Origin of the sequence: Enterococcus sp. AZ011 (assembly GCF_050548355.1) — a bacterium.
Taxonomy (GTDB): Bacteria; Bacillota; Bacilli; order Lactobacillales; family Enterococcaceae; genus Enterococcus; species Enterococcus faecalis.
This window is the reverse complement of the sequence record NZ_CP172959.1, coordinates 2,015,378-2,041,967: the sequence shown is the minus strand read 5'-3', so window position 1 is coordinate 2,041,967 and position 26,590 is coordinate 2,015,378. Positions and strand designations below refer to the sequence as shown.

General features: G+C 37.1%; 25 protein-coding genes, 2 pseudogenes, 1 riboswitch and 1 other annotated feature. Of the genes and pseudogenes, 22 read left to right on the top strand and 5 right to left on the bottom strand.

Features of this window, described 5'->3' with window-relative positions; all coding sequences use genetic code 11:
- The first annotated feature begins 67 nt into the window (after positions 1 to 67).
- The 8 genes from IGL36_RS09830 to IGL36_RS09795 all read left to right on the top strand — a co-directional run bounded on the left by IGL36_RS09830 (position 68) and on the right by IGL36_RS09795 (position 7,185).
- Positions 68 to 1,105: a methionine ABC transporter ATP-binding protein gene (locus IGL36_RS09830; protein ID WP_002356639.1), complete on the top strand. Its 1,038-nt coding sequence runs from the start codon at positions 68 to 70 to the stop codon at positions 1,103 to 1,105.
- Positions 1,098 to 1,784 (top strand): methionine ABC transporter permease, encoded by a 687-nt coding sequence (locus IGL36_RS09825; RefSeq protein WP_002356640.1) that lies wholly within the window; start codon positions 1,098 to 1,100, stop codon positions 1,782 to 1,784. Before IGL36_RS09830 ends, IGL36_RS09825 begins: the two co-directional genes overlap by 8 nt.
- 14 nt (positions 1,785 to 1,798) lie before the next feature.
- A complete protein-coding gene (locus IGL36_RS09820; protein ID WP_002359679.1) occupies positions 1,799 to 2,617 on the top strand; it encodes a MetQ/NlpA family ABC transporter substrate-binding protein in 819 nt (272 codons plus the stop codon).
- A 347-nt stretch (positions 2,618 to 2,964) separates the two neighbouring features.
- The gene (locus tag IGL36_RS09815) at positions 2,965 to 3,780 is read left to right on the top strand and encodes an isoprenyl transferase (RefSeq protein ID WP_002356646.1); all 816 of its coding nucleotides are present in this window, start codon (positions 2,965 to 2,967) and stop codon (positions 3,778 to 3,780) included.
- Positions 3,777 to 4,577, top strand: a complete 801-nt coding sequence (locus IGL36_RS09810) for a phosphatidate cytidylyltransferase (protein WP_002359680.1) — start codon at positions 3,777 to 3,779, stop codon at positions 4,575 to 4,577. Before IGL36_RS09815 ends, IGL36_RS09810 begins: the two co-directional genes overlap by 4 nt.
- 763 nt (positions 4,578 to 5,340) lie before the next feature.
- Positions 5,341 to 5,991, top strand: a complete 651-nt coding sequence (locus tag IGL36_RS09805; protein WP_002372215.1) for a diphthine--ammonia ligase — start codon at positions 5,341 to 5,343, stop codon at positions 5,989 to 5,991.
- An 87-nt stretch (positions 5,992 to 6,078) separates the two neighbouring features.
- The gene (locus IGL36_RS09800) at positions 6,079 to 6,306 is read left to right on the top strand and encodes a hypothetical protein (protein ID WP_002356649.1); all 228 of its coding nucleotides are present in this window, start codon (positions 6,079 to 6,081) and stop codon (positions 6,304 to 6,306) included.
- A gap of 147 nt (positions 6,307 to 6,453) precedes the next feature.
- Positions 6,454 to 7,185, top strand: a complete 732-nt coding sequence (locus tag IGL36_RS09795) for an HAD family hydrolase (protein WP_002390007.1) — start codon at positions 6,454 to 6,456, stop codon at positions 7,183 to 7,185.
- 23 nt (positions 7,186 to 7,208) lie between these two features.
- On the opposite strand, the pseudogene IGL36_RS09790 reads toward IGL36_RS09795, so the two are convergent.
- The 4 genes and pseudogenes from IGL36_RS09790 to IGL36_RS09775 all read right to left on the bottom strand — a co-directional run.
- A pseudogene (locus tag IGL36_RS09790) lies at positions 7,209 to 7,403 on the bottom strand (SHOCT domain-containing protein); the annotation flags it as partial.
- Between the two features lie 10 nt (positions 7,404 to 7,413).
- The gene (locus tag IGL36_RS09785; protein ID WP_002398017.1) at positions 7,414 to 8,223 is read right to left on the bottom strand and encodes a TPM domain-containing protein; all 810 of its coding nucleotides are present in this window, start codon (positions 8,221 to 8,223) and stop codon (positions 7,414 to 7,416) included.
- Positions 8,220 to 9,365, bottom strand: coding sequence for a hypothetical protein (locus IGL36_RS09780; RefSeq protein WP_002398018.1), 1,146 nt, complete (start codon positions 9,363 to 9,365; stop codon positions 8,220 to 8,222). The genes IGL36_RS09785 and IGL36_RS09780 overlap by 4 nt, the downstream gene beginning before the upstream one ends.
- 103 nt (positions 9,366 to 9,468) lie before the next feature.
- Complete coding sequence (locus IGL36_RS09775) at positions 9,469 to 10,701, bottom strand: SPFH domain-containing protein (RefSeq protein ID WP_002356656.1); 1,233 nt, start codon at positions 10,699 to 10,701, stop codon at positions 9,469 to 9,471.
- Between the two features lie 207 nt (positions 10,702 to 10,908).
- Here IGL36_RS09775 and IGL36_RS09770 point away from each other — a divergent pair, with 207 nt between their 5' ends.
- The 7 genes from IGL36_RS09770 (at position 10,909) to IGL36_RS09740 (ending at position 18,493) form a co-directional block, all read left to right on the top strand.
- A complete protein-coding gene (locus IGL36_RS09770; protein ID WP_002398019.1) occupies positions 10,909 to 12,951 on the top strand; it encodes a penicillin-binding transpeptidase domain-containing protein in 2,043 nt (680 codons plus the stop codon).
- Positions 12,952 to 13,066: 115 nt separating this feature from the next.
- Positions 13,067 to 13,786 (top strand): tRNA (adenosine(37)-N6)-threonylcarbamoyltransferase complex dimerization subunit type 1 TsaB, encoded by a 720-nt coding sequence (gene tsaB / locus IGL36_RS09765; protein WP_010717099.1) that lies wholly within the window; start codon positions 13,067 to 13,069, stop codon positions 13,784 to 13,786.
- Complete coding sequence (gene rimI, locus IGL36_RS09760) at positions 13,758 to 14,312, top strand: ribosomal protein S18-alanine N-acetyltransferase (RefSeq protein ID WP_002387121.1); 555 nt, start codon at positions 13,758 to 13,760, stop codon at positions 14,310 to 14,312. The genes tsaB and rimI (IGL36_RS09760) overlap by 29 nt, the downstream gene beginning before the upstream one ends.
- A gap of 7 nt (positions 14,313 to 14,319) precedes the next feature.
- Positions 14,320 to 14,784, top strand: a complete 465-nt coding sequence (gene rimI, locus IGL36_RS09755; protein ID WP_002356662.1) for a ribosomal protein S18-alanine N-acetyltransferase — start codon at positions 14,320 to 14,322, stop codon at positions 14,782 to 14,784.
- Positions 14,781 to 15,827 (top strand): tRNA (adenosine(37)-N6)-threonylcarbamoyltransferase complex transferase subunit TsaD, encoded by a 1,047-nt coding sequence (gene tsaD / locus IGL36_RS09750; RefSeq protein WP_002398021.1) that lies wholly within the window; start codon positions 14,781 to 14,783, stop codon positions 15,825 to 15,827. Before rimI (IGL36_RS09755) ends, tsaD begins: the two co-directional genes overlap by 4 nt.
- 42 nt (positions 15,828 to 15,869) lie before the next feature.
- Positions 15,870 to 16,073, top strand: a binding site (T-box leader).
- Between the two features lie 72 nt (positions 16,074 to 16,145).
- On the top strand, positions 16,146 to 17,837 hold the full coding sequence (gene argS / locus IGL36_RS09745; RefSeq protein ID WP_002367081.1) for an arginine--tRNA ligase: 1,692 nt from the start codon (positions 16,146 to 16,148) through the stop codon (positions 17,835 to 17,837).
- 155 nt (positions 17,838 to 17,992) lie between these two features.
- On the top strand, positions 17,993 to 18,493 hold the full coding sequence (locus IGL36_RS09740; RefSeq protein ID WP_002356666.1) for an HD domain-containing protein: 501 nt from the start codon (positions 17,993 to 17,995) through the stop codon (positions 18,491 to 18,493).
- An 81-nt stretch (positions 18,494 to 18,574) separates the two neighbouring features.
- Here the strand turns inward: IGL36_RS09740 and IGL36_RS09735 are convergent, their stop codons facing one another.
- Positions 18,575 to 18,907, bottom strand: coding sequence for a helix-turn-helix domain-containing protein (locus tag IGL36_RS09735; RefSeq protein WP_002368951.1), 333 nt, complete (start codon positions 18,905 to 18,907; stop codon positions 18,575 to 18,577).
- A gap of 93 nt (positions 18,908 to 19,000) precedes the next feature.
- Here IGL36_RS09735 and IGL36_RS09730 point away from each other — a divergent pair.
- The 7 genes and pseudogenes from IGL36_RS09730 (at position 19,001) to IGL36_RS09700 (ending at position 26,587) form a co-directional block, all read left to right on the top strand.
- A pseudogene (locus IGL36_RS09730) lies at positions 19,001 to 19,325 on the top strand (hypothetical protein).
- Positions 19,326 to 19,389: 64 nt separating this feature from the next.
- A riboswitch (Fluoride riboswitch) is annotated at positions 19,390 to 19,459 on the top strand.
- A gap of 76 nt (positions 19,460 to 19,535) precedes the next feature.
- Complete coding sequence (locus tag IGL36_RS09725; protein WP_002368953.1) at positions 19,536 to 20,801, top strand: voltage-gated chloride channel family protein; 1,266 nt, start codon at positions 19,536 to 19,538, stop codon at positions 20,799 to 20,801.
- Positions 20,802 to 20,850: 49 nt separating this feature from the next.
- Positions 20,851 to 21,129 (top strand): UPF0223 family protein, encoded by a 279-nt coding sequence (locus IGL36_RS09720; RefSeq protein WP_002395334.1) that lies wholly within the window; start codon positions 20,851 to 20,853, stop codon positions 21,127 to 21,129.
- Entirely contained in the window at positions 21,130 to 21,912 is a 783-nt protein-coding gene (locus tag IGL36_RS09715; protein WP_002368954.1) for an inositol monophosphatase family protein, read from the top strand.
- Between the two features lie 220 nt (positions 21,913 to 22,132).
- Positions 22,133 to 23,968: a translational GTPase TypA gene (gene typA, locus IGL36_RS09710; protein WP_002356682.1), complete on the top strand. Its 1,836-nt coding sequence runs from the start codon at positions 22,133 to 22,135 to the stop codon at positions 23,966 to 23,968.
- A gap of 317 nt (positions 23,969 to 24,285) precedes the next feature.
- The gene (gene recQ / locus IGL36_RS09705; protein ID WP_430609052.1) at positions 24,286 to 26,055 is read left to right on the top strand and encodes a DNA helicase RecQ; all 1,770 of its coding nucleotides are present in this window, start codon (positions 24,286 to 24,288) and stop codon (positions 26,053 to 26,055) included.
- Between the two features lie 226 nt (positions 26,056 to 26,281).
- Positions 26,282 to 26,587: a YlaN family protein gene (locus IGL36_RS09700; protein WP_002356684.1), complete on the top strand. Its 306-nt coding sequence runs from the start codon at positions 26,282 to 26,284 to the stop codon at positions 26,585 to 26,587.
- The last annotated feature ends 3 nt before the right edge of the window (positions 26,588 to 26,590 follow it).

The window sequence follows — 26,590 nt, the reverse complement described above, 5'->3', positions numbered from 1 at the left end:
ATTCGTTTCATAAAAAGTGCGAAACCTTCAAAATAAGAAAGTAGAACAGAAAGAAGAGGAGAACAAAATGGCATTAATTGAATTACGTCATGTAAAAAAAGAGTTTTCCGGTAAAGCGGGTAAAGTCACGGCTTTAAAAGATATTGATTTAACAGTTGAATCAGGTGATATTTATGGCATTATTGGCTATTCAGGTGCAGGAAAAAGTACGTTGGTTCGCCTATTGAATGGACTTGAAACACCTACAGAAGGTGAAGTAGAAATTCAAGGACAAGATATTGCATTGTTGCCAAATAAAGAACTACGAAACTTCCGTAAAAAAATTGGGATGATCTTTCAACATTTTAATTTATTATGGTCACGGACGGTCCTAGAAAATATCATGCTCCCATTGGAAATTGCTGGCGTTCCAAAACAAAATCGGAAAAGCCGCGCAGAAGAGTTAATCAAGTTGGTTGGTTTAGAAGGACGGGAAACCGCCTACCCAAGTCAACTCTCTGGTGGGCAAAAGCAACGAGTGGGGATTGCCCGTGCCTTAGCTAACAATCCTGACATTTTGCTTTGTGATGAAGCAACGAGTGCTTTGGATCCGCAGACAACTGATGAAGTGCTAGAATTACTACTAAAAATCAACCAAGAATTAAATTTAACGGTTGTATTAATTACCCACGAAATGCACGTGATTCGTAAAATTTGTAATCGCGTAGCTGTGATGGAATATGGTGAAATTGTTGAAGAAGGTAAAGTGATCGATATTTTCAAAAAGCCTCAAACAGAAATTGCGAAACGCTTTATCCAACAAGAAGCGGATAAAAACATTGAAGAAACGGAACTGGTTGTTGAAGAAATGTTGGAACAATATCCGAATGGAAAAATTGTTCGCCTGCTTTTCCACGGCGAACAAGCGAAATTGCCAATTATCTCGCATATTGTCCAAGAATATCAAGTAGAAGTCAGTATTATTCAAGGGAACATTCAGCAAACAAAGCAGGGTGCAGTGGGTTCTCTTTATATTCAATTATTAGGCGAAGAGCAAAATATTCTAGCAGCCATTGAAGGATTACGTAAACTTCGTGTAGAAACAGAGGTGATTGGAAATGAATAATCGTGGCTTAGCAAGTTTCTTTGATTTTTCGCAAATTGATATAAGTAAACTACAAGAAAAAACGATTGAAACACTTTATATGACAGGGATTTCAATCATAGTGGTCGCCATTTTAGGGTTGATTTTAGGACTATTACTTTTTGAAACGTCAGGCAGAAAAGGGATTTTGAGCCGATTACTGTATTGGCTAGTGGCCATTTTTGTAAATATTTTCCGTTCGATTCCGTTTATTATCTTAATCGTTCTGTTAATTCCTTTTACAAAAATTATTTTAGGGAGTATGTCTGGTGTCAAAGGTTCCTTACCAGCATTGATTATTTCCGCAGCACCTTTTTATGCTCGCATGGTCGAAATTGCTTTTCGTGAAGTCGATAAAGGCGTGATTGAAGCAGCCAAAGCAATGGGGGCCAATCGTTTCCAAATAATTTGGAAAGTTCTATTACCAGAAAGTCTGCCAGCGCTTGTTTCTGGCTTAACCGTTACAACCATTTCCTTAGTGGGATATACTGCAATGGCAGCTGCTATTGGAGCGGGCGGTTTAGGAAGTTTGGCGTATCAAGATGGCTTCCAACGTGGTCAAAATACAGTTACCTTAGTAGCAACGATTTGTATCTTAATTATTGTCTTTGCGATTCAATGGCTTGGGGATACAGTCGCTAAAAAAATAGATAAACGATAAATGGAGGGAATAAGATGAAAAAACGTACATTATGGTCAGTAATTACTGTAGCAGTAGCTGTCTTAGTTTTAGGGGCTTGCGGCAATAAAAAGAGTGATGACTCGGTCTTGAAAGTTGGAGCTTCACCGGTTCCGCATGCAGAGATTTTAGAACATGTAAAACCTTTATTAGAAAAAGAAGGCGTAAAACTAGAAGTGACGACTTATACAGATTACGTGCTACCTAACAAGGCGTTGGAAAGTGGCGATATCGATGCCAACTATTTCCAACATGTGCCGTTCTTTAATGAAGCGGTTAAAGAAAATGATTATGACTTTGTGAATGCAGGTGCGATTCATTTAGAACCAGTTGGGCTTTACTCGAAAAAATACAAATCGTTACAAGAAATTCCTGATGGTTCAACGATTTACGTTAGCTCTTCCGTTTCAGATTGGCCACGTGTTTTAACGATTTTAGAAGATGCTGGTTTAATCACGCTGAAAGAAGGGGTAGACCGGACAACTGCTACTTTCGATGATATTGATAAAAATACTAAAAAGTTGAAATTCAATCATGAAAGTGATCCAGCAATCATGACCACTCTTTATGACAATGAAGAAGGGGCTGCGGTTTTAATTAACTCAAACTTTGCCGTGGATCAAGGATTAAATCCGAAAAAAGATGCGATTGCCTTAGAAAAAGAAAGTTCACCTTATGCCAATATTATTGCGGTTCGTAAAGAAGACGAAAACAACGAAAATGTAAAAAAATTAGTCAAAGTGTTACGTAGCAAAGAAGTCCAAGATTGGATTACGAAAAAATGGAACGGTGCCATTGTTCCAGTCAATGAATAAAGAGAAAAAGACAATAGAATAAAAACTTGAGGTCGGGACAGGCGTGTTAAGCTTCAAGAAATAAGAAGAAAGTTCTGAAAGATGCTTTTTGTCTCTCAAGGACGTTCAGCTTATTTCCGAAGAAGCTGCTCCTGTCCCGTTGTTTATTTAAAATTTTAGAGCTAGGCAGATACATCATGTTGATTTACCTGCCAAGTCTAAGTTTTTTTCTTTTAAAAAAGGACCATAAATGATAAAGTTACAAGGAATTTCTTAATTATCAGGAAAATTCAGGGACTATGCATAGGCATTTGCATTAGTTATTGTTATAATAATTAAGATAGATTTTTTGGAATGGAGGGAAAAAGATGTTACGTTTTTTTCCGCAAAAAAATAAATATGTAGAAGAAGCAAGCCAGTACGCCTTTGATAAAGAAGGCCAAATTCCGCAGCACATTGCCATTATTATGGACGGAAATGGCCGGTGGGCACAGAATCGAAGACTGCCGAGAATTGCTGGACATAAAGAAGGCATGGATACGGTTAAAAAAATAACGAAGCATGCTAGTCATTTAGGCGTTAAAGTTTTAACACTTTATGCATTTTCAACGGAAAATTGGAAGAGACCAACAGATGAAGTCAATTTCTTAATGCAATTGCCTGTTGATTTTTTTGATACATTCGTGCCTGAATTAATTAAGGAAAATGTTAAAGTCAATGTAATGGGCTACCAAGAGTTTCTACCAAGCCATACGCAAGATGCTGTTAAGCGCGCCATTGAGCAAACCAAGGACAATACGGGCATGGTTTTGAACTTTGCTTTAAATTATGGGGCGCGTGCGGAGCTACTAACTGCCATGAAACAGATTGCTGCAGAGGTTTCAGAAAAAACATATACGGCAGATGAGATTACAGAAGAAACGATCGCAGATCACTTAATGACTGGCTTTTTACCCACGGAACTTCGTGATCCAGAATTGTTGATTCGAACAAGTGGGGAAGAGAGAATTAGTAATTTCTTGCTATGGCAAATTGCTTATAGCGAGTTGTTTTTTACAAAAGCATTATGGCCTGATTTTTCAGGAGACACTTTAGAAACCGCGATTGCTTCTTTCCAAAATCGTAATCGTCGTTTTGGTGGTCTAAAAGAAACTACAGAAACAGAAGGGAGCGATCCGCAGTGAGACAACGTGTCATCACAGCTATCGTCGCATTAATCATCTTTATTCCAATTATCTGGTATGGTGGTTTTGCAATTGAGATTGCCGCTGTTGCTTTGGCAGTAGTCGGCGTGTACGAGTTATTCCGTATGAAAGGATTAACGTTATTAAGTTTTGAAGGTGTTTTATCAGCATTAGGGGCCGTTTTTTTAGTTATCCCGACAATTAAATGGTTAAACTTTTTGCCGGAAATGCAAACAAATTTCATTTTATTTTATGTCACTGTAATGTTGTTGTTAGGTGCTTCGGTAATTTCTAAAAATACATATACGATTGAAGAAGCTGGCTTTCCAGTTATTGTCAGTTTATATGTAGGGATGGGGTTCCAGAACTTTATTAGTGCCCGTTCCGCAGGTTTTGAAGTCTTGTTATTTGCTTTATTCATTGTCTGGGCAACGGATATTGGTGCATATCTATTTGGACGCCGATTTGGTCGTCATAAATTGATGCCAGATGTTTCACCCAACAAGACAATAGAAGGTGCACTTGGTGGTATTTTATCAGCCGTCGTTGTAGCAGCGTTGTTTTTAGTTTTCACAGCTAATAAAGGGCTATTTCCTTATCCAATGCCGGTGATGCTTGTATTGACGGTTCTATTTTCTATAGTAGGGCAATTCGGTGATTTGGTTGAATCTTCTATCAAACGTCATTATGGCGTGAAAGACTCTGGTAACATCTTGCCAGGTCATGGTGGTATTTTAGATCGTTTTGATAGTTTATTATTTGTTTTCCCAATTATGCACTTATGTGGATTATTTTAAATTGATTAACAAAATTTAAAAAAGTATCGTTAAATAAGCAAAAATCCAGAAGAGTCTCTCTTCTGGATTTTTGCTGTTTATTGAGATAATGCGTGAAACACTGACAGGGTATGTTTGAGATAAGTTTAATTTTAAACATTCGGTGGTTTTACTCTTTAATTGACAATAGCCTTCTCTTTAAAGAGAAGGCTATCTAACGAATCAATATTATTATTTTAAAGTTGGATCAGACTATTTCTAGTATTCAAGTATTTTTCATTTAAGCGATGTATTCCCTACCTCTAATACATCCTTGTATCTCTCTAGACACGCCAGTTTTGAATAAAATCATCAAAACAATTGAATGGTTCGTTTAAAAATATTTTTCGTGTTCTAATTATTATAACATAAAACTCGTCAACTGACCACTAGCTGACGAGTTCATAATTTTTCCAGATAAATAGACAGCCGTTTTCCGCCGACTGTCTAAGATTAAGATAGATTTGTAAAGAAGTGAATAAATGCTTCCTACTATCTCTTTATAACATGAGGAAAAGAAAACTGCAAAAGATAGCTGTGTTTTTTGAAAAAAAGATCAGCTGGTTTCCGCCAGCTGATCATCCGTTGAAAAGAGATATAAAGAAGTGAATAAAGCTTGCTTTACCTCTATTTTATACCATGTTTTGATTCAAATAACTATTCAGTATTAGTTATACTTAAATAATAAATATGTATACGGATGTATTGTTTTGAGGTATAGTCATAGAGAAAAGAGGGAACGTTTATGAAAAAATTTTGTTTAAGTTATAGCTCTGGTAAAGATTGTTTATTGGCGATGGATCGATTGGTACAAGCAGGAAATCAGCCAGTTGCGTTAGTGACAACATTAAGTGATGAAATTAATCGTTCTTGGTTTCACGGCATACCAATCTCCGTCTTAGAAGCAGCAGCCGAAGCGTTAGATTTACCACTTGTTATATCACATAACAATGAAACAAATTACACAGAAAAAGTGGTTGAGGCACTGCAGGAAACCAAAAAATTAGGTGCAGAAACGGTTTGTTTTGGCGATATAGATATTGAACAAAATGGTGCTTGGGATCGCCAAGTTGCGTTAAGTGCTGGACTTGAACCACAATTACCTCTTTGGCAGGAAAATCGCGAAGCACTTGTGAAAGAATTCTTGGCAAAAGGGTACACAGCAATTATCAAAACGGTCAGCAAAGAGGCAGGCATTCCAATAAAATTTTTAGGAGAACCGTTAAATGAAACATTTATCACGTACCTTAAAGAGCATCAATTAGATATTTGCGGAGAAAACGGGGAGTACCATACGTTGGTAATTGACGGCCCGCTATTTAAAAAGAGGCTCAATTATTATACTTCAGGAATTTATGAAAGTCCTTATGCTTATTCTTTGATTATTGATGCTTAAATGAAAGTAAAAGGACACAAGCTGCCACTTTTTCTAGGGATATGCTATAATTGACTTAAGAAAAGTAGAGAAAGTGAGTGGTTAATTATGGAAGAAACTGTCTTTTTTAATTTAGGAAATGCCCTTGCTTCAAAAAGAGATCAAAAAGAATTAATTAAAGAAGCCCAAATTGCGAAAGATACTCGAAAGATTCCAGGAAAACTGATTATCGTTGAAGATGAAGAAAATGGTACCCATATTTTATTTGAATTAGCTGATCAAACAGAACCGTCTACTGAAACAAAAGAATTCAAAGTGAAAAAAGTGATTGATTAATAAAAAAGCAACGAATTTTTCTAAATTCGTTGCTTTTTGATATTTTTTTACACAAATGATACAAAAAGAATATCAAAATCAAATAAATGATTAGTATACTTGAAGAAACAAATAGGAAGCAAAGCAAACGTTTTGAGGTGTTCTTTCATGGAAAATCGAGGAATTTTATTTGATAAAGATGGTACGTGTATTCGTTTTGACACTCTTTGGCAAGCAGGTTTGCAAGCTTGTTTTGAAACACTAAGTATGTTAGCCCCTCATCATTCAGCAGAAATAAAAAAGATATTAGCTATTCAGGAGCAACGTTTTTTGCAAAAACATTTACTTGATGAAGTCCTTTATCAGGAACTTTATCAGGAATTGGCGCAATTTGAGGAATTAGTCGAACAGGGAATCAGCAGTCGATGGCTGGAGCAATTTTTTTATGATTATTTACGAAAAAATCTGAAAAAGATTGAACCAATTGGTGATTTAAAACAGTTATTTCTTGAGCTAAAACGGAAGAACTATAAAATTGGATTAGCAACTTCAGATACTTTGCCAGCGACTATGTTGATTATGGAATATCTTGGTTTAACAGAAATGTTTGATTTTATTGCGACAGGAGATCGTTACTTACCGAAACCAGATGCGGACATGCTCCAAGCCTTTTGTCAGTCATGTCAATTGAAGGCGACAGAAGTAATTATGGTAGGTGATTCGCTCGTGGATGTTTTCATGGGAACGTGTCATGGCAAAGCAGGAATTGGTGTTTTAACCGGCAACTGCCAGTCAACTGATTTTGAAAAGTTTGAAGTAGCTTATTTTCGTGATATCCATGAAATACCTTATCAAGAATTATGGGAAAATACCAAGAAGAAAAAAATCCTGAAAAGATGACGAGTCTTTTCAGGATTTTTTTATTAATCTAATTGAAGCAATTGCCGTTTCTTTTGTTGAAATTCTTCTTCTGTTAGAATTCCTTCATCAACTAACAGTTTTAAATTTCTTAACTAAGCCATTACGTCTTCAATAGTGCTAGGTGAGTTTTTTTGTGAATCAAATAGTTTTGGTTCAATCGGTTGGTTTTTATCACTCTTTATAGGAGTTGGTATTTCTACGAAAAATCTAAAAACTTCGACCGCCGCCACCGAATGTGCCGCCGCCAGTTGAGTGGGTGGTGCTACCACCACCGCCCATTCCGCCACTGCCGCCATTGTTTTTAGGAATACGACGCGTAGTGATGAAAGAGTTGGTTAACTGATCTGTGCGGGAGGTTAAGTTTAACGTTGTTTTTTCCCTAAAAGGATATTGATAACTTGAAAATTTTAATTGGTATTTAGAAATATTGATGCCTAAGAAGACCAAGCTGAGTATTAGCGCAGCAGCAAAAGCAATTACCATTTCCAGCGGGGTAATGGCTTTATAACGGGTGATTTTACCTGTTTCGCTGTCCACACGATAGTGACCCCCAGGAACCCCTTTGTCAACAAATGCTTGAGTTTCCTGAACAAAGGTTTGAGCAGCCGCGAAATAATTTCCTTGACTCATCCCATCCATTACTTTATCTAAGGTATCATCAATTCGTGCATCCGTCATATAATCAATCATGTTTCCAGAAGTAGAGATGTAGACTTTCCGTAAGTCCATATCAATGAGAAAAAGAATCGCATTTTGATCCTTGCCAACTTTATTTAAAAGATAATGATCTGCATATTCTTGTTCATCGCCATAGGTATTATTATTTGTGGTCACAATAAAGACAGAGGCTTTTGTTTTTTCTTCTAAAGGTTGTATCTCTTGTTTTAGTTGGTTGATTTGATCAGGTGTCAGTAATTGTGCGTCATCATCAATTGAATTTTCAGCCGCCGAAACGGGTAGGGCAAGGCCAAAGGTAAGAAGTATTAGGAAAAAAATAGGTAAAAGTCGTTTTTTCATAGGAAATAACCTCCTAATAAAAAGAGTGCTAAGAGTCCAGCGAAAATGCCTAACGTTACTAATCCTAAACGAGTGTAACTAATTGGAAGTACACCGCTTACTTTACCTGTTTGTCCATTCATGGCATAATAATAAACTTTTTTTGATTGTTCCTGACTGCGATAGGTGACTAACCAAATTGGCAAAAGCATATAGTGATTATTTTCTTGGTTTAGAGAAATATCCGTGCGAACATTTGTCAACGTAGTATAACCAGAAGCAGAGTCCCGTAACAATGATTCCGAATAATCTTGTAATTCTTGTTGGACGTGTTTTTTGATTGCTTCATATTCAATATCGCGTTTTTCTGCTTGGAAACCTGCTAGGTATTGGCTTTTGAAAGGCACCGCTTGATCAATTAAAAATGGTTGAACGCCTTCCACCATTTTTTGTTGGACGTTTTTTGACAAGGCATTTTTAACTAATTCTTTAAACGATAATTTTCCTGAACGTCCCACATTGAAACGTTTTGTTTCGGTGTATTCAATATCACCTACGCGCCAAATGCGAATACTTGTGCCAGTAGCTTGCAGTTGTCCGTCGACTTCTGCATCAACGACCCAATAGGGGAAGTAAACCCCAGTTAATTTATCGATTTGATTTTTGCTGAAAAAATCTCGGGGAATGAACCATTTTTTCTTGGTCCAAGCGAGAAATTTTTCAATCGCTTCGTCTTTTTCAATTGTAAAGGGTAAGACGTTTTCTGGTAAAAATTCGCCACTTAATCGACCAGCCAAGACAACTGGATTATGGCAATAATAACAGTATGTGGCAGCCGTTGTTGCATCGGTGACAATTTGAGCGCCACAGCTTGGACAATTAAAAATTTCCATTGTGCCTGCATCTGCAGTTGCTTCATTCTCAGTGGTCTCTGTTTGTTGCGTAGCGGAGGATTCTTCTTCCGCCGTGAAAGTCAAATTTTCCTCGGCAGTCGTTGTTGAGGGATTCTCTAAATGCGCCTCATGTTGCTGTTGCTCATAACGAGTCACTTCTTCTTCCGTGTAAATATTTAAACAATATTCACAATGAAATTTTTGATCTTTGGGATTAAATAAGAGCGGGCCGCCACAGTTGGGGCATTTATGGGTAAATGTTGTTTCCATTGCAACCGTCCTTTCTAATAGAGTGAGTAAATAACAGGAATCTGATTCAAAGAAAAAGGGTAGACTTGTGCCTGACCCTTTTCTTTAATTGTTCACTACTTGCTTATAAAGGAACCCCTTGGAATGGTTTACCACAATGTGGACAGAACTTAGGAATACCATTACTTAAGTCAACAATTTCGCTACATTCACTACATTTCATTTCTAATTTTGGTTTCTCGTTTGTTGGTTTTGGTGTCCCACAGTTTGAGCAAAACTTCCCAGTGTTTTCAGTCCCACATTGTGGGCAAGTCCAAGTGTCTGTAGCCCCTTGTGCGTTTTGCTGGTTTTGTTTTTCTTGCATTTGTTGTTGGTTTGTTTGAGACGCTTGCGCAAAGTAGTTGCCATTCGCATTCATGCCCATACCAACGCCCATAAAGCCGCTCATAGCGCCACCTTCATTTTTACCAGCAGCCTCCATACCACGAGCCAAGGAACCTTGAACATAGCCTTCGCGAACACCTGGATCGCTGAGCATAGCACCTTCATTTCGCATGTTGATTAATTTAGTTGAATCATCTGTATAAGAAATGCTCGCAACTGCTACAGAAACAATTTCCATACCGCGATTGGTGCGCCAATCCTCATCAAGCGCAGTTTGCATATATTTGCTTAATTCAACACTTTTTGAGGGAACATAAGAAATACGTTGCCCATCAGCAGACATTTGATTGATTGCTGCTTGCAATGCTGTAATGAACTCCGCCAAATATTGTTCATTAATATCATTAATATCTACTTGCGTTTGGTTTTTAGGAATCGCATTAGTATAAAATAGCAAAGGATCTGTAATTTTAATTGAGTAATTTCCGTGTGCACGTAAGAAAAGTTCGGCATTATAAAAATTATCAAAATAGTTTAATGGCGCAGGTGTTCCAAATTTAATGCCTTTAATTTCTTGCAAATTAATATAAAAAACTTGTTGTTTTTGTGGAGTTACGCCACCAAATTTGAAACGACTGAAGGTCTCTGCAATCGCATCTTTTAAAGAACCGTTAAACATTGAAGGCGCAGAATCATTTTTGACTGTATAATAGCCTTCTTCAGCAGTGTAATCGATGATTTTGCCCCCATCGACAAGAAGCATCATCATGTTGGGATAGACATGTACAACAGAACCATCTGTTAAAACATCGTCCGTTCCTTTACGATTAGAACCACGTTTATCATCTTTACGCACAAAAACACCTTTTGTCATGACGGTTGTGTCCCCCATATTATCAGGTTCAATAACCTCTAGCCATTGATCGGCCAAGCCACCGCCAACTGAACTTGTTGCTGCTTTAATAAGTCCCATGTTCATTCCTCCTAATAAAAAACTAATTGTTAAAGCTAGTATACCACACAATGAATGCAGAGAAATCCAACGAAAGCCTGATGAAATGGAAAAAATTGATCAAACTTTATTAAGAAATTAAAAAAAGTATAGGTGAAACACAAGCATTTTAAAAAAAGTTACGTATAATAGAAGAAAAGACATATTATATAGTTAGGGGATTATTGAATGGAACGAAGCAATCGTAATAAAAAATCTTCAAAAAAACCACTTATTCTTGGTGTTTCTGCCTTGGTTCTAATCGCTGCTGCCGGTGGCGGGTATTATGCTTATAGTCAATGGCAAGCCAAACAAGAGTTAGCCGAAGCGAAGAAAACAGCTACTACATTTTTAAACGTATTGTCAAAACAGGAATTTGATAAGTTACCGTCCGTTGTTCAAGAAGCTAGCTTAAAGAAAAATGGCTATGATACTAAATCTGTTGTTGAAAAATACCAAGCAATTTATTCAGGGATTCAAGCAGAAGGAGTCAAAGCTAGTGATGTTCAAGTCAAAAAGGCGAAAGACAATCAATACACATTTACCTATAAATTATCGATGAGCACTCCTTTAGGCGAAATGAAAGATTTGTCTTATCAATCAAGTATCGCCAAGAAAGGCGATATCTACCAAATCGCTTGGAAGCCGTCTTTAATTTTTCCAGATATGTCAGGAAATGATAAAATTTCGATTCAAGTAGATAATGCCAAACGTGGAGAAATTGTCGATCGTAATGGTAGTGGGCTAGCAATTAACAAAGTGTTTGACGAAGTGGGCGTAGTGCCTGGCAAACTTGGTTCTGGCGCAGAAAAAACAGCCAATATCAAAGCTTTTAGTGATAAGTTCGGCGTTTCTGTTGATGAAATCAATCAAAAGTTAAGCCAAGGATGGGTCCAAGCAGACTCCTTTGTACCAATCACAGTCGCTTCTGAACCAGTGACAGAATTACCAACAGGGGCTGCGACAAAAGATACAGAGTCACGTTATTATCCGCTGGGGGAAGCAGCTGCGCAATTAATCGGGTATACGGGCACCATTACTGCAGAAGATATTGAAAAAAATCCAGAGTTAAGTAGTACGGGCGTAATTGGTAAAACTGGCTTAGAACGAGCGTTTGATAAAGAATTAAGAGGGCAAGATGGTGGCTCACTAGTTATTTTAGATGACAAAGAGAATGTCAAAAAAGCTTTACAAACCAAAGAGAAAAAAGATGGTCAAACGATTAAATTAACGATTGACAGTGGCGTACAACAACAAGCCTTCGCTATATTTGACAAACGTCCTGGTAGTGCGGTCATTACCGATCCTCAAAAAGGCGATTTATTAGCAACGGTTAGTTCACCTTCGTATGATCCTAATAAAATGGCCAATGGTATTTCTCAAAAAGAATATGATGCTTACAATAACAACAAAGATTTACCATTCACAGCACGTTTTGCGACAGGCTATGCACCAGGCTCTACCTTTAAAACAATTACCGGTGCCATTGGTTTAGATGCAGGGACATTGAAGCCAGATGAAGAGCTAGAAATTAATGGCTTGAAATGGCAAAAAGATAAATCTTGGGGCGGCTATTTTGCGACACGTGTAAAAGAAGCAAGTCCAGTCAATCTGCGTACCGCTTTAGTTAATTCAGATAATATTTATTTTGCCCAACAAACATTACGGATGGGAGAAGACAAATTTAGAGCGGGTCTTAATAAATTCATTTTCGGTGAGGAACTAGATTTACCAATTGCCATGACGCCTGCTCAAATTTCAAATGAAGATAAATTTAATTCTGAAATTCTTTTAGCAGATACGGGCTACGGTCAAGGCCAATTGTTAATTTCACCAATCCAGCAAGCTACCATGTATAGTGTTTTCCAAAATAATGGAACATTAGTCTATCCAAAATTAGTTTTAGACAAAGAAACGAAGAAAAAAGACAATGTAATCAGCGCCAACGCAGCGAATACAATTGCCACAGATCTTTTAGGTAGTGTGGAAGATCCTTCAGGTTATGTTTATAATATGTACAATCCGAACTTCTCATTGGCTGCTAAAACAGGAACAGCTGAAATAAAAGATAAACAAGATACAGATGGCAAAGAAAACAGTTTCCTTCTAACGTTAGATCGTAGTAACAATAAATTCTTAACAATGATTATGGTTGAAAATTCAGGAGAAAATGGTTCTGCAACAGATATCAGTAAACCATTAATTGATTACTTAGAAGCAACCATTAAATAAAAAGAGAAAATGAACGAAACGAGGTTTCTTTAAAAAGAAACCTCGTTTTCCCTTTTTAGAAAAAGGAAAGTGTGCTACAATGAAGCGACTAAATTGTAGAAGGAAAGGGATTCGTGTGCGAATTTTAGCAATAGATACATCTAACCAAACATTGAGTATTGCTGTGTGTGAAAATCAAAAAATTCTGGGAAGTTATACAGCAACGGTTAAAAGAAATCATAGCTTAACATTAATGCCGGCAATTGACTATTTGATGAGCCAATTGAACTTGGCGCCAACGGCAATTGATCGTTTTGTCGTAGCAGAAGGACCTGGATCATACACTGGCTTACGTTTAGGCGTGACGACTGCCAAAACATTGGCCTATACTTTAAAGAAAGAGCTAGTAGGCATTTCCAGTCTACAAACGTTAGCTGCCAATTGTGTTGGACAAACCGGTTTAATTGTACCTCTTTTTGATGCGCGTCGTAAAAACGTCTATGCTGGTGCTTATCGGTTTGTCGATGGCGTGTGGCAAAATGAGTTACCGGACCAACATATTTCCCTGCGGGAGTTATTAGAACAACTAAAAAATGAACCAAATCTTTTTTTTGTTGGTGAAGATGTTGAAAAATTCACTGAAGAAATAACTCAAATCATTCCTCATGGGGAAATTTGTGATGTCCCGCAATGGCAAATTCCTAATGCCGCAGTTTTGGCTGCGTTAGGTAGTGTGGCTGAACCTGTTGAAAATGTTCATGGGTTCTTACCTGCGTATTTGAAAAAAGTAGAAGCGGAAGAAAATTGGTTGAAGACACACACGCCTAATGGAGAAAGCTATGTGGAAAAACTTTAATTTTGTGACAAAATACTTTACAAAAAGACGGCAACGGTATATAACTAAAACCATTGCAATGAACCAGCAAGAATTTCAATTGCGTGAAATCACCTACCAAGATATTAAGGATTTACTAGCAATTGAACGTGAAGTTTATGCTGGGGAACTTCCTTGGACGATGTCTGCTTTCATGGCAGAACTTGGCTCAAAAGCGCCGCATCTCTATTTGTTAGCGGCAATTAACGGGAAAACAGTTGGCTTTATTGGCTGTCGGATTCAAGGAACGGATGCACACATTACGAATGTCGCTGTCCATACAGCATACCAAGGCTTAGGTTTAGGTCGTTCTTTAATAGAAGAAACGCGAATTTTTGCCAAGAAAAATCGTTGTGAAACCTTATCGCTAGAAGTACGAATGAGTAATGTTAAAGCCCAACGTTTGTATCGAAAAATTGGCTTTGTCTCACAAACGGTGAAAAAAGGCTATTATGACGAAAATAATGAAGACGCACTAGAAATGATAATTGATTTAAAAGAAGAGTGAAGAAAAAATGTTAGTAACAAAAAAAGAAATATCTGTAGCAAATATTGGTGAAGAATTATGGCGTTTTAGTAATTCTTCTTATACAACTGGCTCCCCTTGGACAGAAACACAATTCGCGGAAGATTTTGCTCAGGAAAATAGCGAATATCTTTTTTTAGTTGAAAATGGCCAGTGGTTAGGCTATATTGCCTATCATTTTATTTTAGATGAAGCAGAAATTAGTCACGTTGTTGTGAATGGTCAGAAACAACACCAAGGAATTGGTTGTCAATTAATGAAAGCTTTTAAAGAATATGTTAAAAGTCGTAACATTACACAAATTTTCTTAGAGGTCAGAGAATCGAATACATTAGCTCAAAAACTTTATGAGAAAACAGGTTTTCGGAAAGTAGCTGTTCGAAAAAATTATTATAAAGAACCTCAAGAAAATGCCTTTGTAATGTGTGCGAAATTAAGGAAGGAAGCCCAATGACAATTTTTACAAAAGAACGTAAATTATTATTAGCTGTGGAAAGTAGCTGTGATGAAACAAGTGTGGCTGTCATTGAAGATGGCGACAAAATTCTTTCCAATATCGTAGCTTCGCAAATTAAGAGCCATCAACGTTTTGGCGGAGTCGTTCCGGAAGTTGCGAGTCGTCATCATGTTGAACAAGTGACGATCTGTATTGAAGAAGCATTAACAGAAGCAAAAGTCACACCAGAAGAGCTTAGTGGCGTTGCTGTGACCTATGGGCCTGGGTTAGTCGGTGCTTTATTAATAGGACTTTCTGCAGCAAAAGCATTTGCTTGGGCGCACCAATTACCACTTATTCCAGTCAATCATATGGCTGGACACATTTATGCTGCCCGTTTTGTGGCACCGCTCGAATTTCCATTGATGGCCTTACTCGTTAGTGGAGGACATACGGAATTGGTCTACATGAAAGAAGATGGCTCTTTCGAAATTGTTGGTGAAACACGCGATGATGCAGCTGGTGAAGCGTATGATAAAGTCGGACGTGTGTTAGGGTTGCCTTATCCTAGTGGCAAAGAGATTGATGTTTTGGCCCATGAAGGCACAGATACCTACCAATTTCCACGGGCGATGCTAAAAGAGGATAACTATGACTTTAGCTTTAGTGGTTTGAAAAGTGCGTTTATTAACACGGTTCATAATGCAGAGCAACGTGGTGAAGTACTGTCTACAAAGGATTTAGCCGCAAGTTTTCAGGCGAGTGTGGTAGAAGTATTAGTGACTAAAACCATTCGTGCTTGTCAAGAATATCCTGTTAAGCAATTGCTAATCGCTGGGGGCGTTGCTGCGAATCAGGGATTACGAGAAGCAATGAGACATGCAATCAGTGAACAATTACCAGAAGTGACATTACTTATTCCGCCATTAAAACTTTGTGGGGATAACGCGGCGATGATTGGCGCTGCCGCCTTTATCGAAGCTGAAAAGAATCATTTTGCTTCGTATAACTTAAATGCAGAACCTGGCGTTAGTTTTATGACAATTAGTGAAGAAGGCTAGCCAGCTAGACAAAAATTTGCTATAATGAAGCCAGTTTAACAATGACATTCGATGATAAAGAGAGTACTTATTTCAACGTCAGCTTAGCGATCTTGGGAAGGTGGGAGCCAAGAGTGATCGGAATGAGGAAGCGCACTTTTAGAATTCTGCTGAAAGCAGACGGCAATCACCGTTATCGATGAAGCAGGTCTATCCAAGTAGTATAGACAATTAGAGTGGTACCGCGGGTAAATTCTCGTCTCTGACAAAACAAATCATTTTGTTTTGTCAGAGACGTTTTTGTTTTTTTATACTTACAAATTAATCAGGAGGGTTCTTATGAACAACAAAGAAATCGTAGCAAAAGCGTTACATGATGTTTTAAATGAAGAATTAACGATGGATCAAATCGAACAATTATTGGAAAATCCTAAATCTGTTGATCATGGAGATGTTGCTTTTCCAGCCTTTTCATTAGCTAAGATTTATCGTAAAGCACCACAACAAATTGCAGCAGAATTAGCAGAAAAAATTGATGGCACAAATTTTGAAAAAATTGAAGTGGTGGGACCTTATTTAAACTTCTTCATGAATAAAGAAGCAGTCAGTCAAGCTGTCATTGGCGCAGTAGTCAAAGAAAAAAACAACTACGGAAACAGTACCTTTGGTAATAATGGCAATGTTCCTATTGATATGTCTTCACCAAACATTGCTAAACCAATTTCTATGGGGCACTTACGTTCTACGGTAATCGGGAATTCAATTGCCTTTATTTTAGAAAAAATTGGGTATCAGCCAATTCGGATTAACCACTTAGGTGACTGGGGTACACAGTTTGGTAAGTTAATTGTAGCTTATAAAAAATGGGGTTCTGAAGAAGCAGTTCGTCAACAACCAATTAATGAATTATTGCGCTTATATGTGCAATTTCATGAAGAAGCAGAAGAAAAACCAGAATTAGAAGACGAAGCACGTGCCTGGTTTAAAAAATTAGAAGAAGGAGACCAAGAAGCTAATGAATTATGGAAATGGTTCCGTAGCGAGTCTCTAAAAGAATTTGATAAAATCTATTCCATGTTAGAAGTTGAATTTGATTCTTATAATGGCGAAGCCTTTTATAATGATAAAATGGATGAAATTGTTACTTTATTAGAAGAAAAACATTTATTAACAGAAAATCAAGGTGCAGAAATTGTTGATTTGACAGAATATAATTTAAATCCAGCACTTATTCGTAAATCAGATGGTGCGACGTTATATATCACACGGGATTTAGCTGCTGCGCTTTACCGTAAACGGACGTATGATTTTGCCAAATCACTTTATGTAGTCGGTAACGAACAAAGCAATCACTTCAAACAACTAAAAGCAGTCTTGAAAGAACTAGGGTTTGACTGGTCAGATGATATGGAACACATTCCGTTTGGTTTAATTACTCAAGGCGGTAAAAAATTATCCACACGTAAAGGGAAAATCGTTTTATTAGAAGAAGTATTGAATGAAGCCGTTACTTTAGCAGGAAATCAAATTAACGAGAAAAATCCAGACTTAGCAAATCGTGAAGAAGTGGCGAAACAAGTAGGTGTAGGTGCAGTTATTTTCCATGACCTTAAAAATGATCGTCTAAATAATTTCGATTTTGTATTAGATGAAGTTGTTCGTTTTGAAGGCGAAACTGGGCCATATGTTCAATATACACATGCTCGTGCGATGAGTATTTTACGTAAAGCAAACTTTACACCAGACGCTACACAACGTTATGCACTAAATGACAAGGATAGCTGGGAAGTCGTGAAGTTGTTACAAAAATTCCCTGAAACTGTGATGCAAGCTGCTGAAAAATATGAACCATCTGTTATTGCGAAACATAGCATTCATTTAGCACAAGCGTTCAATAAATATTATGCCCATGTTCGGATTTTGGATGAAGATGCTCAAAAAGAGGCACGCTTAGCGTTAGTTTATGCAGTAGCTACTGTTCTAAAAGAAGATTTACGTTTACTAGGGTTACATGCACCAGAAGAAATGTAGAAGTTTTTGTGAAAATTTTACTGCGCTGAACGCTAAACTTATTAAGCAAATATTAAAGTTAAGTTACAGATTGAGAAATTCATAGTAATTAAATAGCTGGGGTGCTATACTCGAGTCAAGTTATAAAAGGATTAGAAAAGGTGGCACCCAATTATATGACAGAAAAATGGCGTGAAGACGAAGAATATCTTTCTTATGTAGAAGATTTATTAGCAACCGAAGAAGTCCAAAAATTAGCAGAATACACACAACATATGCATTCAACTCGTTTAGAACATTCAATTAGTGTTTCCTATCATAGCTATAAATTAGCAAAGCGTTGGAACGGCAATGCTCGTGCAACAGCTCGTGCTGGTTTATTACATGATTTGTTTTACTATGATTGGCGCACAACAAAGTTTGACGAAGGCTCTCATGCCTATGTTCATCCACGAATTGCAGCCAAAAATGCTGAAAAAATTACAGAGTTGTCTGATTTAGAACGAGACATTATTATTAAACATATGTGGGGCGCAACTATTGCACCACCAAAATACAAAGAAAGTTACATTGTAACCTTTGTTGACAAATATTGTGCTGTGAAAGAAGCGGCGTTGCCGATGACGACAGCCATGAAAACCAAATGGCGTCAGTATTTTGGCCAACAGTCAATCTAATAAAAAGCTTATCCGTAAGGATAAGCTTTTTTTGTTTGACGTTGACTAAAAAGTCTAGCATTCATCTATTTAAAATAAATATTAAAAGTAATTTTGTTCTGTTAATTTCTTTTGAGCATATCGATAGACTGCTTCTTGATTTTCAGTTGTTAACTGTTTGTATATGTTCATAATATTGGTTGGGACAACAAATGGCGTTTCTTCCGTTTCAGGAATACCTAAGATTTCAAGAGGTGATACATCTAAAATTTTAGATAAGGCGACAATTTTATCCCTCCCCATATTTTCAATCATTCCAGTTTCCCATTTCCTGACGGTACTTTTTCCAACACCAACAAAATTTCCAACTTGTTCTAATGTAAGATTTTTCTCCATCCGTTTTTGCTTCAAAAAATTTTCTTTCAAAAAAACCACCTCCGTAAAAACATTCTAGCACAAAAAGTGTCGCAAAAGAAACATGTTTTACTCTATACATAGAGTGATAAATAACTATTGAATCGGCATATATTGACGGTTTTTTCACAAAATGATATACTTCCAGTGTCTAATAAGACACTAAAAAGGGGTGAAAAGGGGGAGTAAAATGGAATCAAATTTAATTCATTCAAAATTGAAATTAAAAGGGAAAAATGTTGAATGGTTAGCAAGTGAAATGACCGCTGCAGGTCAACCAATCTCAGCTTCAACAATTTATAAGAAATTAAAAGGAGAGGTTGTATTTAAAGCTTCAGATATTAAATTGATTTCTAAGTTGTTAGATTTGGAAAGCGAAGAAATCATGGTTATTTTTTTTAATGAGCTAGTGTCTAAAAAGACACGTAAAGGTTGTTAAAGGTAATGAGTTATTCTTCTATTGCACTTTCCAGAGTTGCGTGGTATTATTTTTAATAGTTTAATAGCAACATGGTGATGGTGTTCACCACGAACTATTTATTGGACGAATAAATTAATGACGCCTACCAAACGGGAGAAGTGTACCCTTTGGTAGGCTTTTTCTGTACGCTAGGATTGGCGATAAGAAAATTGTAAAGGAGCATGTAAAGTGAAAAAAGAAACAAAGCAACTACTATCAATCAGCGGTTATATGGCAAAATGGTTGCTCATTACCGCAATTATTGGTTTATTTATGGGGGCGTTATCCGCCTTTTTCTTAAAGAGTCTTACCTATGTAACAGATGTTCGTTTAGCAAATCCTTGGTTACTCTTTATCCTCCCCATTAGCGGTGTCGTTTTTACGTATTTCTATACGCGTTTTGGGAAAAATGCTAGCCGAGGAAATAACTTAGTGATTGAACAAGGCAATGGCGGGGAAGAAGATATTCCCTTACGCTTAATTCCTTTAACATTGTTTGGCACGATTACTACGCACTTATTTGGTGGTTCTGTTGGTCGTGAAGGGACGGCGGTGCAAATGGGGGGCGCAATCGCAAATGCTGTAGGAAAAGTCTTTAAACTGTCCGCTTTGGAACGACAAGTAATTATTATTAGCGGAATTAGTGCAGGTTTTAGTTCTGTTTTTGGCACACCATTAGCGGGAACGGTTTTCGGATTAGAAGTTTTGGCGATTGGAAAAGTTCGTGCAGAGGCACTTTTCCCAAGTTTTTTTGCAGGCTTATTTGCTAATTTTGTGACTGAAAGTTTTGGTGTAACACATACGCATTATCCGATGGGCAAAATTCCGACTTGGTCGGTTGATCTATTCGTAAAATTATTTTTGGCATCGATTTGTTTTGGCTTGGCAGGTTGGGTTTTTAGTCGTTCCATTGTCTTTTTAAAAAAGGCCTACGCAAATTGGTTTGCTAATGTCTACCTTCGTGCGTTTCTTGGCGCTGCCATTGTCGTTCTGTTTGTGCTCGTCTTAAACAACCAACGTTATTTAGGCTTGAGTTTACCTTTACTAGAAGATGCTTTTGCAGGCAATGCGCAGCCTTTTGATTTTGTTGGGAAATTATTCTTTACGGTGTTATCCTTGGGTGCCGGATTCCAAGGAGGAGAAGTGACGCCATTGTTTGAAATTGGGGCTACGTTAGGGAGTTCTTTGGCCCCTTTGTTACATCTGTCAATTCCTTTTTTAGCAGGTTTAGGATTTATTGGTGTTTTTTCTGGCGCCACGAATACGCCGATTGCTTGTTTCATTATGGGCATTGAACTATTTGGTAGTGAAGCGGCAGTCTATTTTTTCATGGTCTGCTTAATCAGTTTTATGTGTTCAGGAAATAGCGGTATTTATGCTTCGCAACAAAGTTTGTATCGCAAAGGAACAGCAGAATATCCTCTCTTTAATGCATTAAAAAATCGACGTAAATAAGATGTTTTTTTATGAAAATATGCTAAACTAGAGAAGATGAGGTGAAGACATGAAAGACTATCAATATCCATTAGATTTAGATTGGACGACAGAGGAAATGGTGATTGTCACTAATATGTGGACAGCAGTTGAGCAAGCCAACGAAACAGGCTTGCCTGTTGACAAATTTTTAACAACTTATCAACAATTTAAAACGGTCGTTAAAAGTATCGGCGAAGAAAAACGCTTAGGTCGTGAATTTGAAAATGCTTCAGGATATTCGTTATATTGTACGCTTCAACAAGCTAAAAAACAGGGAAGCGGTAAATTAAAGCTGGGGGATGATTAGATGACTGAAACGCAAAAATTTGTTCAAACAATTCAAAGTTGGCTTTTTGAAGCAGCCGATGTGATTCGAATGAACTTGGAATCAGAGTTAACCGTTCAACAGAAAAATGGCCGCACCGATTTAGTGACAAATATGGATGAACAAACCCAAGAATTTTTAATGAATAAAATTCAAACAAATTTTCCCGAAGATCAAATTTTAGGGGAAGAAAAAGGCTACAATACTTTAAAAAGTTTTGCTGGTCGCGTGTGGATCATCGATCCGATTGATGGCACAATGAATTTCGTGATGGAAAGAGAAAATTTTTGTATTATGTTAGCTGTTTATGAAGACGGCATTGGTAAATTAGGTTTTATCTATGATGTGATGCGAGAAGAACTTTATTGGGGCGGCAAAGGGCTTGGCGTTTATCGGAATAATCAATTATTAAAAGCGCCTACTATGAAAGCCTTGGCAGATGGATTATGGGGCATGAATGCTTACATGCATGGAAAAAATATTCATTACGCAACGGAAATCGGACAAGCAAGTATGGGCGTGCGTATTAGCGGTTGTGCAGGTTTGGAAATTATTGCTATGTTAAAAGGCAACCATCATGGCTATTTATCTAATCTAAGTCCTTGGGATTATGCAGCAGGCTTAGTACTTTTGGAAGAATTTGGGTTTAAATACTCTGGTATTACAGGAAAACCATTAACTTTTGCGGGTCGTGAATACTTTATTGCAGCAACTCCTGAAACCTATGATGAAGTATTTACCCGATATTTAAATGAATCGGAATAATCAAAGAAGAGCGTTGCTGAAAGGTAAGGCTCTTCCTCTTTTAAAAGAGAAAAATTTGTAAAAAAATGTCCTTGTTTTCAGAAAAAGCCGAATAATTTCTAAAACTTTCATTATTTTTGCAGGCGAAAGCCTTTTTTTAATGAAAAAAGTTTGCTATAATAAGCAGTCGGCTTTTATGGACTTAAGTAACATAAGCGTATATAGATAAGGAGCAATTAAATTGAAATACAGAGATGATATTCGTAACGTGGCAATTATCGCCCACGTTGACCATGGTAAAACAACCTTAGTAGATGAACTTTTAAAACAATCTGACACTTTAGATGGACACACACAATTACAAGAACGTGCAATGGATTCCAATGCACTTGAAAGTGAACGTGGAATTACTATCTTAGCAAAAAATACAGCCGTAGATTATAACGGTACACGTATCAACATTCTAGATACACCAGGACACGCGGACTTCGGTGGTGAAGTAGAACGTATCATGAAAATGGTAGACGGTGTTGTTTTAGTTGTCGATGCGTATGAAGGAACAATGCCTCAAACACGTTTCGTATTGAAAAAAGCATTAGAACAAAAAGTAACACCAATCGTGGTTGTTAATAAAATTGACAAACCTTCTGCTCGTCCTGAACACGTAGTAGATGAAGTTTTAGAGTTATTCATCGAATTAGGCGCAGACGACGATCAATTAGATTTCCCAGTTGTTTATGCTTCTGCTTTAAACGGAACTTCAAGTGAATCAGATGATCCAGCAGATCAAGAGCCAACAATGGCCCCAATTTTTGATAAAATTATTGAACATGTGCCAGCTCCAGTTGATAATTCAGACGAACCACTTCAATTCCAAGTCTCATTACTAGACTACAACGATTACGTTGGACGTATTGGGATTGGCCGTGTGTTCCGTGGCACAATGAAAGTCGGCGACCAAGTTGCGTTGATGAAATTAGATGGCAGCGTGAAAAATTTCCGTGTAACGAAAATTTTAGGTTTCTTTGGCTTACAACGTGTGGAAATTGATGAAGCAAAAGCGGGAGATTTAATTGCCGTTTCTGGAATGGAAGACATTTTCGTTGGGGAAACAGTTGTAGATGTTCACAATCAAGAAGCATTACCAATTCTACACATTGATGAGCCAACCTTACAAATGACTTTCTTAGTTAACAATTCTCCATTTGCGGGACGTGAAGGAAAATACATTACCGCTCGTAAAATCGAAGAACGTTTAATGGCTGAATTACAAACAGACGTATCTTTACGTGTGGATCCAATTGGCCCAGATTCTTGGACTGTATCAGGCCGTGGCGAATTGCATTTATCAATTTTAATTGAAAACATGCGTCGTGAAGGCTATGAATTACAAGTTTCTCGTCCAGAAGTTATTGAACGTGAAATTGATGGAGTTAAATGTGAACCATTTGAACGTGTTCAAATTGACACACCTGAAGAATACATGGGTAGCGTGATTGAATCACTAAGTTTACGTAAAGGCGAAATGCAAGATATGATTAATGCCGGTAACGGACAAATGCGTTTAATCTTCTTAGCACCAGCTCGTGGCTTAATTGGTTATTCAACAGAATTCTTATCAATGACTCGTGGTTATGGTATTATGAACCACACCTTCGATCAATACTTACCAATGATTCAAGGAACGATTGGTGGCCGTCATCAAGGTGCACTAGTTTCAATCGATACTGGTAAAGCAACGACTTACTCAATCATGAGTATTGAAGAACGTGGTACAGTTTTCGTTGAACCAACGACAGAAGTTTACGAAGGAATGATTGTTGGGGAAAACAACCGCGACAACGATTTAACTGTGAACATCACAAAAGCTAAACAAATGACTAACGTTCGTTCGGCAACGAAAGACCAAACATCAGTCATTAAAAAACCGAAAAAATTAACGTTAGAAGAATCATTAGAATTCTTGAATGAAGATGAATACTGTGAAGTAACACCAGAAAGCATCCGTTTAAGAAAACAAATTCTTAACAAAAACGAACGCGAAAAAGCAAGCAAGAAAAAGAAAAAAGCTGAATAATTTTTCGACAAATAAACATTTAAACCAACTATGCTCGTTTTACTACGAAAATAGTTGGTTTTTTTGATGGCAAAAACGAATTAATGCGTATTTTAAGATAAGGTTATTTTTTTATGTGTGGATAACTACTCGTTATCCACAACAAGCAAATGCCGCTATTTTTGAAAGCTTTTGATAGCAAGCTTTCACAATTTTTCATTCTTTTTGATGTTTCACGTTAACTGGTGTTTCACGATTGTGTCTTGTTTTAACACACCTTGTTCCTGTTAGATTAGCGTGTTAAAATGACTTGTAGAACAAAGATTGGAGCGCAATAAATGAGTGCATTACAAGAATTATTAAAAGATACATTTGGCTATGATGATTTTCGGCCAGGACAAGAAACGATTATTCGTCATGTATTGCGACAAGAAAATGTCTTAGGCATTATGCCAACAGGTGGAGGCAAATCGATTTGTTATCAGTTGCCAGCCTTACTTCTGGATAATTTAACATTGGTGATTTCACCATTAATTTCTTTAATGAAAGATCAAGTAGACGCCCTGAATTTAATGGGGATTCCAGCTACATATATCAATAGTACCATTTCCTATCAAGAGATGAATCATCGTATTCAATTAGCGGTTAACAAAGAAGTCAAGCTATTGTATGTTGCGCCAGAGCGATTAGAATCTTATGATTTTCAACAGATGCTGACACATGTACCGATTGATTTATTGGCAGTAGATGAGGCACACTGTATTTCACAATGGGGGCATGATTTTCGTCCAAGCTATTTGCGTTTAGCAGAGATTATAGATCAATTTCAACAGCAACCAACTGTGATTGCACTAACAGCAACAGCAACGCCACAAGTAGCGGAGGATATTGTCAAGCAATTAAGAATTCCATCAGAAAATGAAATCAAAACAGGATTCGCTCGAGAAAATTTATCTTTTCAAGTCGTGAAAGATCAAAATAGAGACGTTTTTCTTTTGGAATATTTAAAGATGAATACTGGACAATCAGGTATTATTTATGCAAGCACGCGGAAGGAAGTTGAACGAATTTATCATTTATTAGAAAGTAAAAAAATTGCAGCTGGGATGTATCATGGGGGCATGAGTGAACAGTTACGTAGTGAAAATCAAGAAGCATTCTTGTATGATCAAGTGCAAGTGATGGTAGCAACAAATGCCTTTGGTATGGGGATTAATAAGAGCAATGTTCGTTTTGTCATTCACGCACAAGTACCAGGGAATATTGAATCTTATTACCAAGAAGCCGGCCGAGCTGGTCGTGACGGTCTGCCTAGTGATGCTGTGTTAATGTTTGCTCCACAAGACTTGCAAATTCAACAATACTTTATTGAACAATCTGAAATGACCATTGATTATAAGCAGAAAGAGTACTTGAAATTACGGGAAATGTCACAATATGCGAATGCACAAATGTGTTTACAAAAATATATTTTACGCTATTTTGGTGAAGAAGGGACGGACTGCGGTCGCTGCTCGAATTGTCTGGATAATCGAGAATTAGTCGATATTACGGTCGATGCCCAAAAAGTCTTGTCTTGTGTAAAACGTATGGGAGAACGTTTCGGTAAGGGCTTAGTTGGTAAAGTCTTGACTGGCTCAAACGATCAAAAAATTGATCAATGGCATTTTGATCGTTTGCCAACATACGGACTAATGAAAGGCCGCACCCAAAAAGAAGTCACACAGCTGATTGATTATTTGACAGCAGAACGTTATTTAATTCCTTCTGATGGGCAATTTCCGTTGTTATCAGTCTCGACAGAAGGTGTTCAGGTGCTTTTAAGGGAACGGAAAGTCTTCCGAAAAGAAGACCAAAAAGTACGAAAAGTAGCAGTGGATGATGCCTTGTTTGAACGATTACGCGAATTACGTATGGACATGGCTCAAGAGGCAGGCGTGCCGCCATATGTAGTCTTTTCCGATAGTACACTTAAAGAAATGTGTGAAAAATTACCGCAAACAACGATTCAATTATTGCAAATAAAAGGGGTCGGCCAAAATAAATTAGATAAATATGGCACCGCCTTTTTAGAAGTAATTAAAGAATATCAAGAGACAAAAAAATGATATAGTTTGTTATTTTATTTAAAATTAAAAGCAGAAAATAAGAAAAAAGTCTTTTAATGTATTTGTTGTTGTATTGATAAAATAAGCTTGTTATATAAAGAGATTTCTTACTTAATATATCGCTTGGTTTTAGAAAATTTCTTAAAGGAAATTTTCTGAAATCATCATGTATCTAACTGAGAATTATGTTATAATTATTTAATTAAGATAGGGAGGTTCTGTACAAATGGACGAAGGAATTTCAAAGAAATTTGCCATTCAATTATTAGAAGACGATGCAGAACGCATTAAAATGCTTATTCGTAATCAAAAAAACAGTTTGTGCATTTCTCAATGTAAAGCATTTGAAGAAGTGGTGGATACACAAATGTATGGTTTTTCAAGACAAGTGACCTATGCGACCCGTTTGGGGATTTTAACTAATGATGAAGGACATCGCTTACTAAGTGATTTAGAGCGCGAATTGAATCAATTATATACAGATGTTTATGAAGAAACACAAGAAAAAAACGAGATTGGCAAGGAGGGCTAAGCT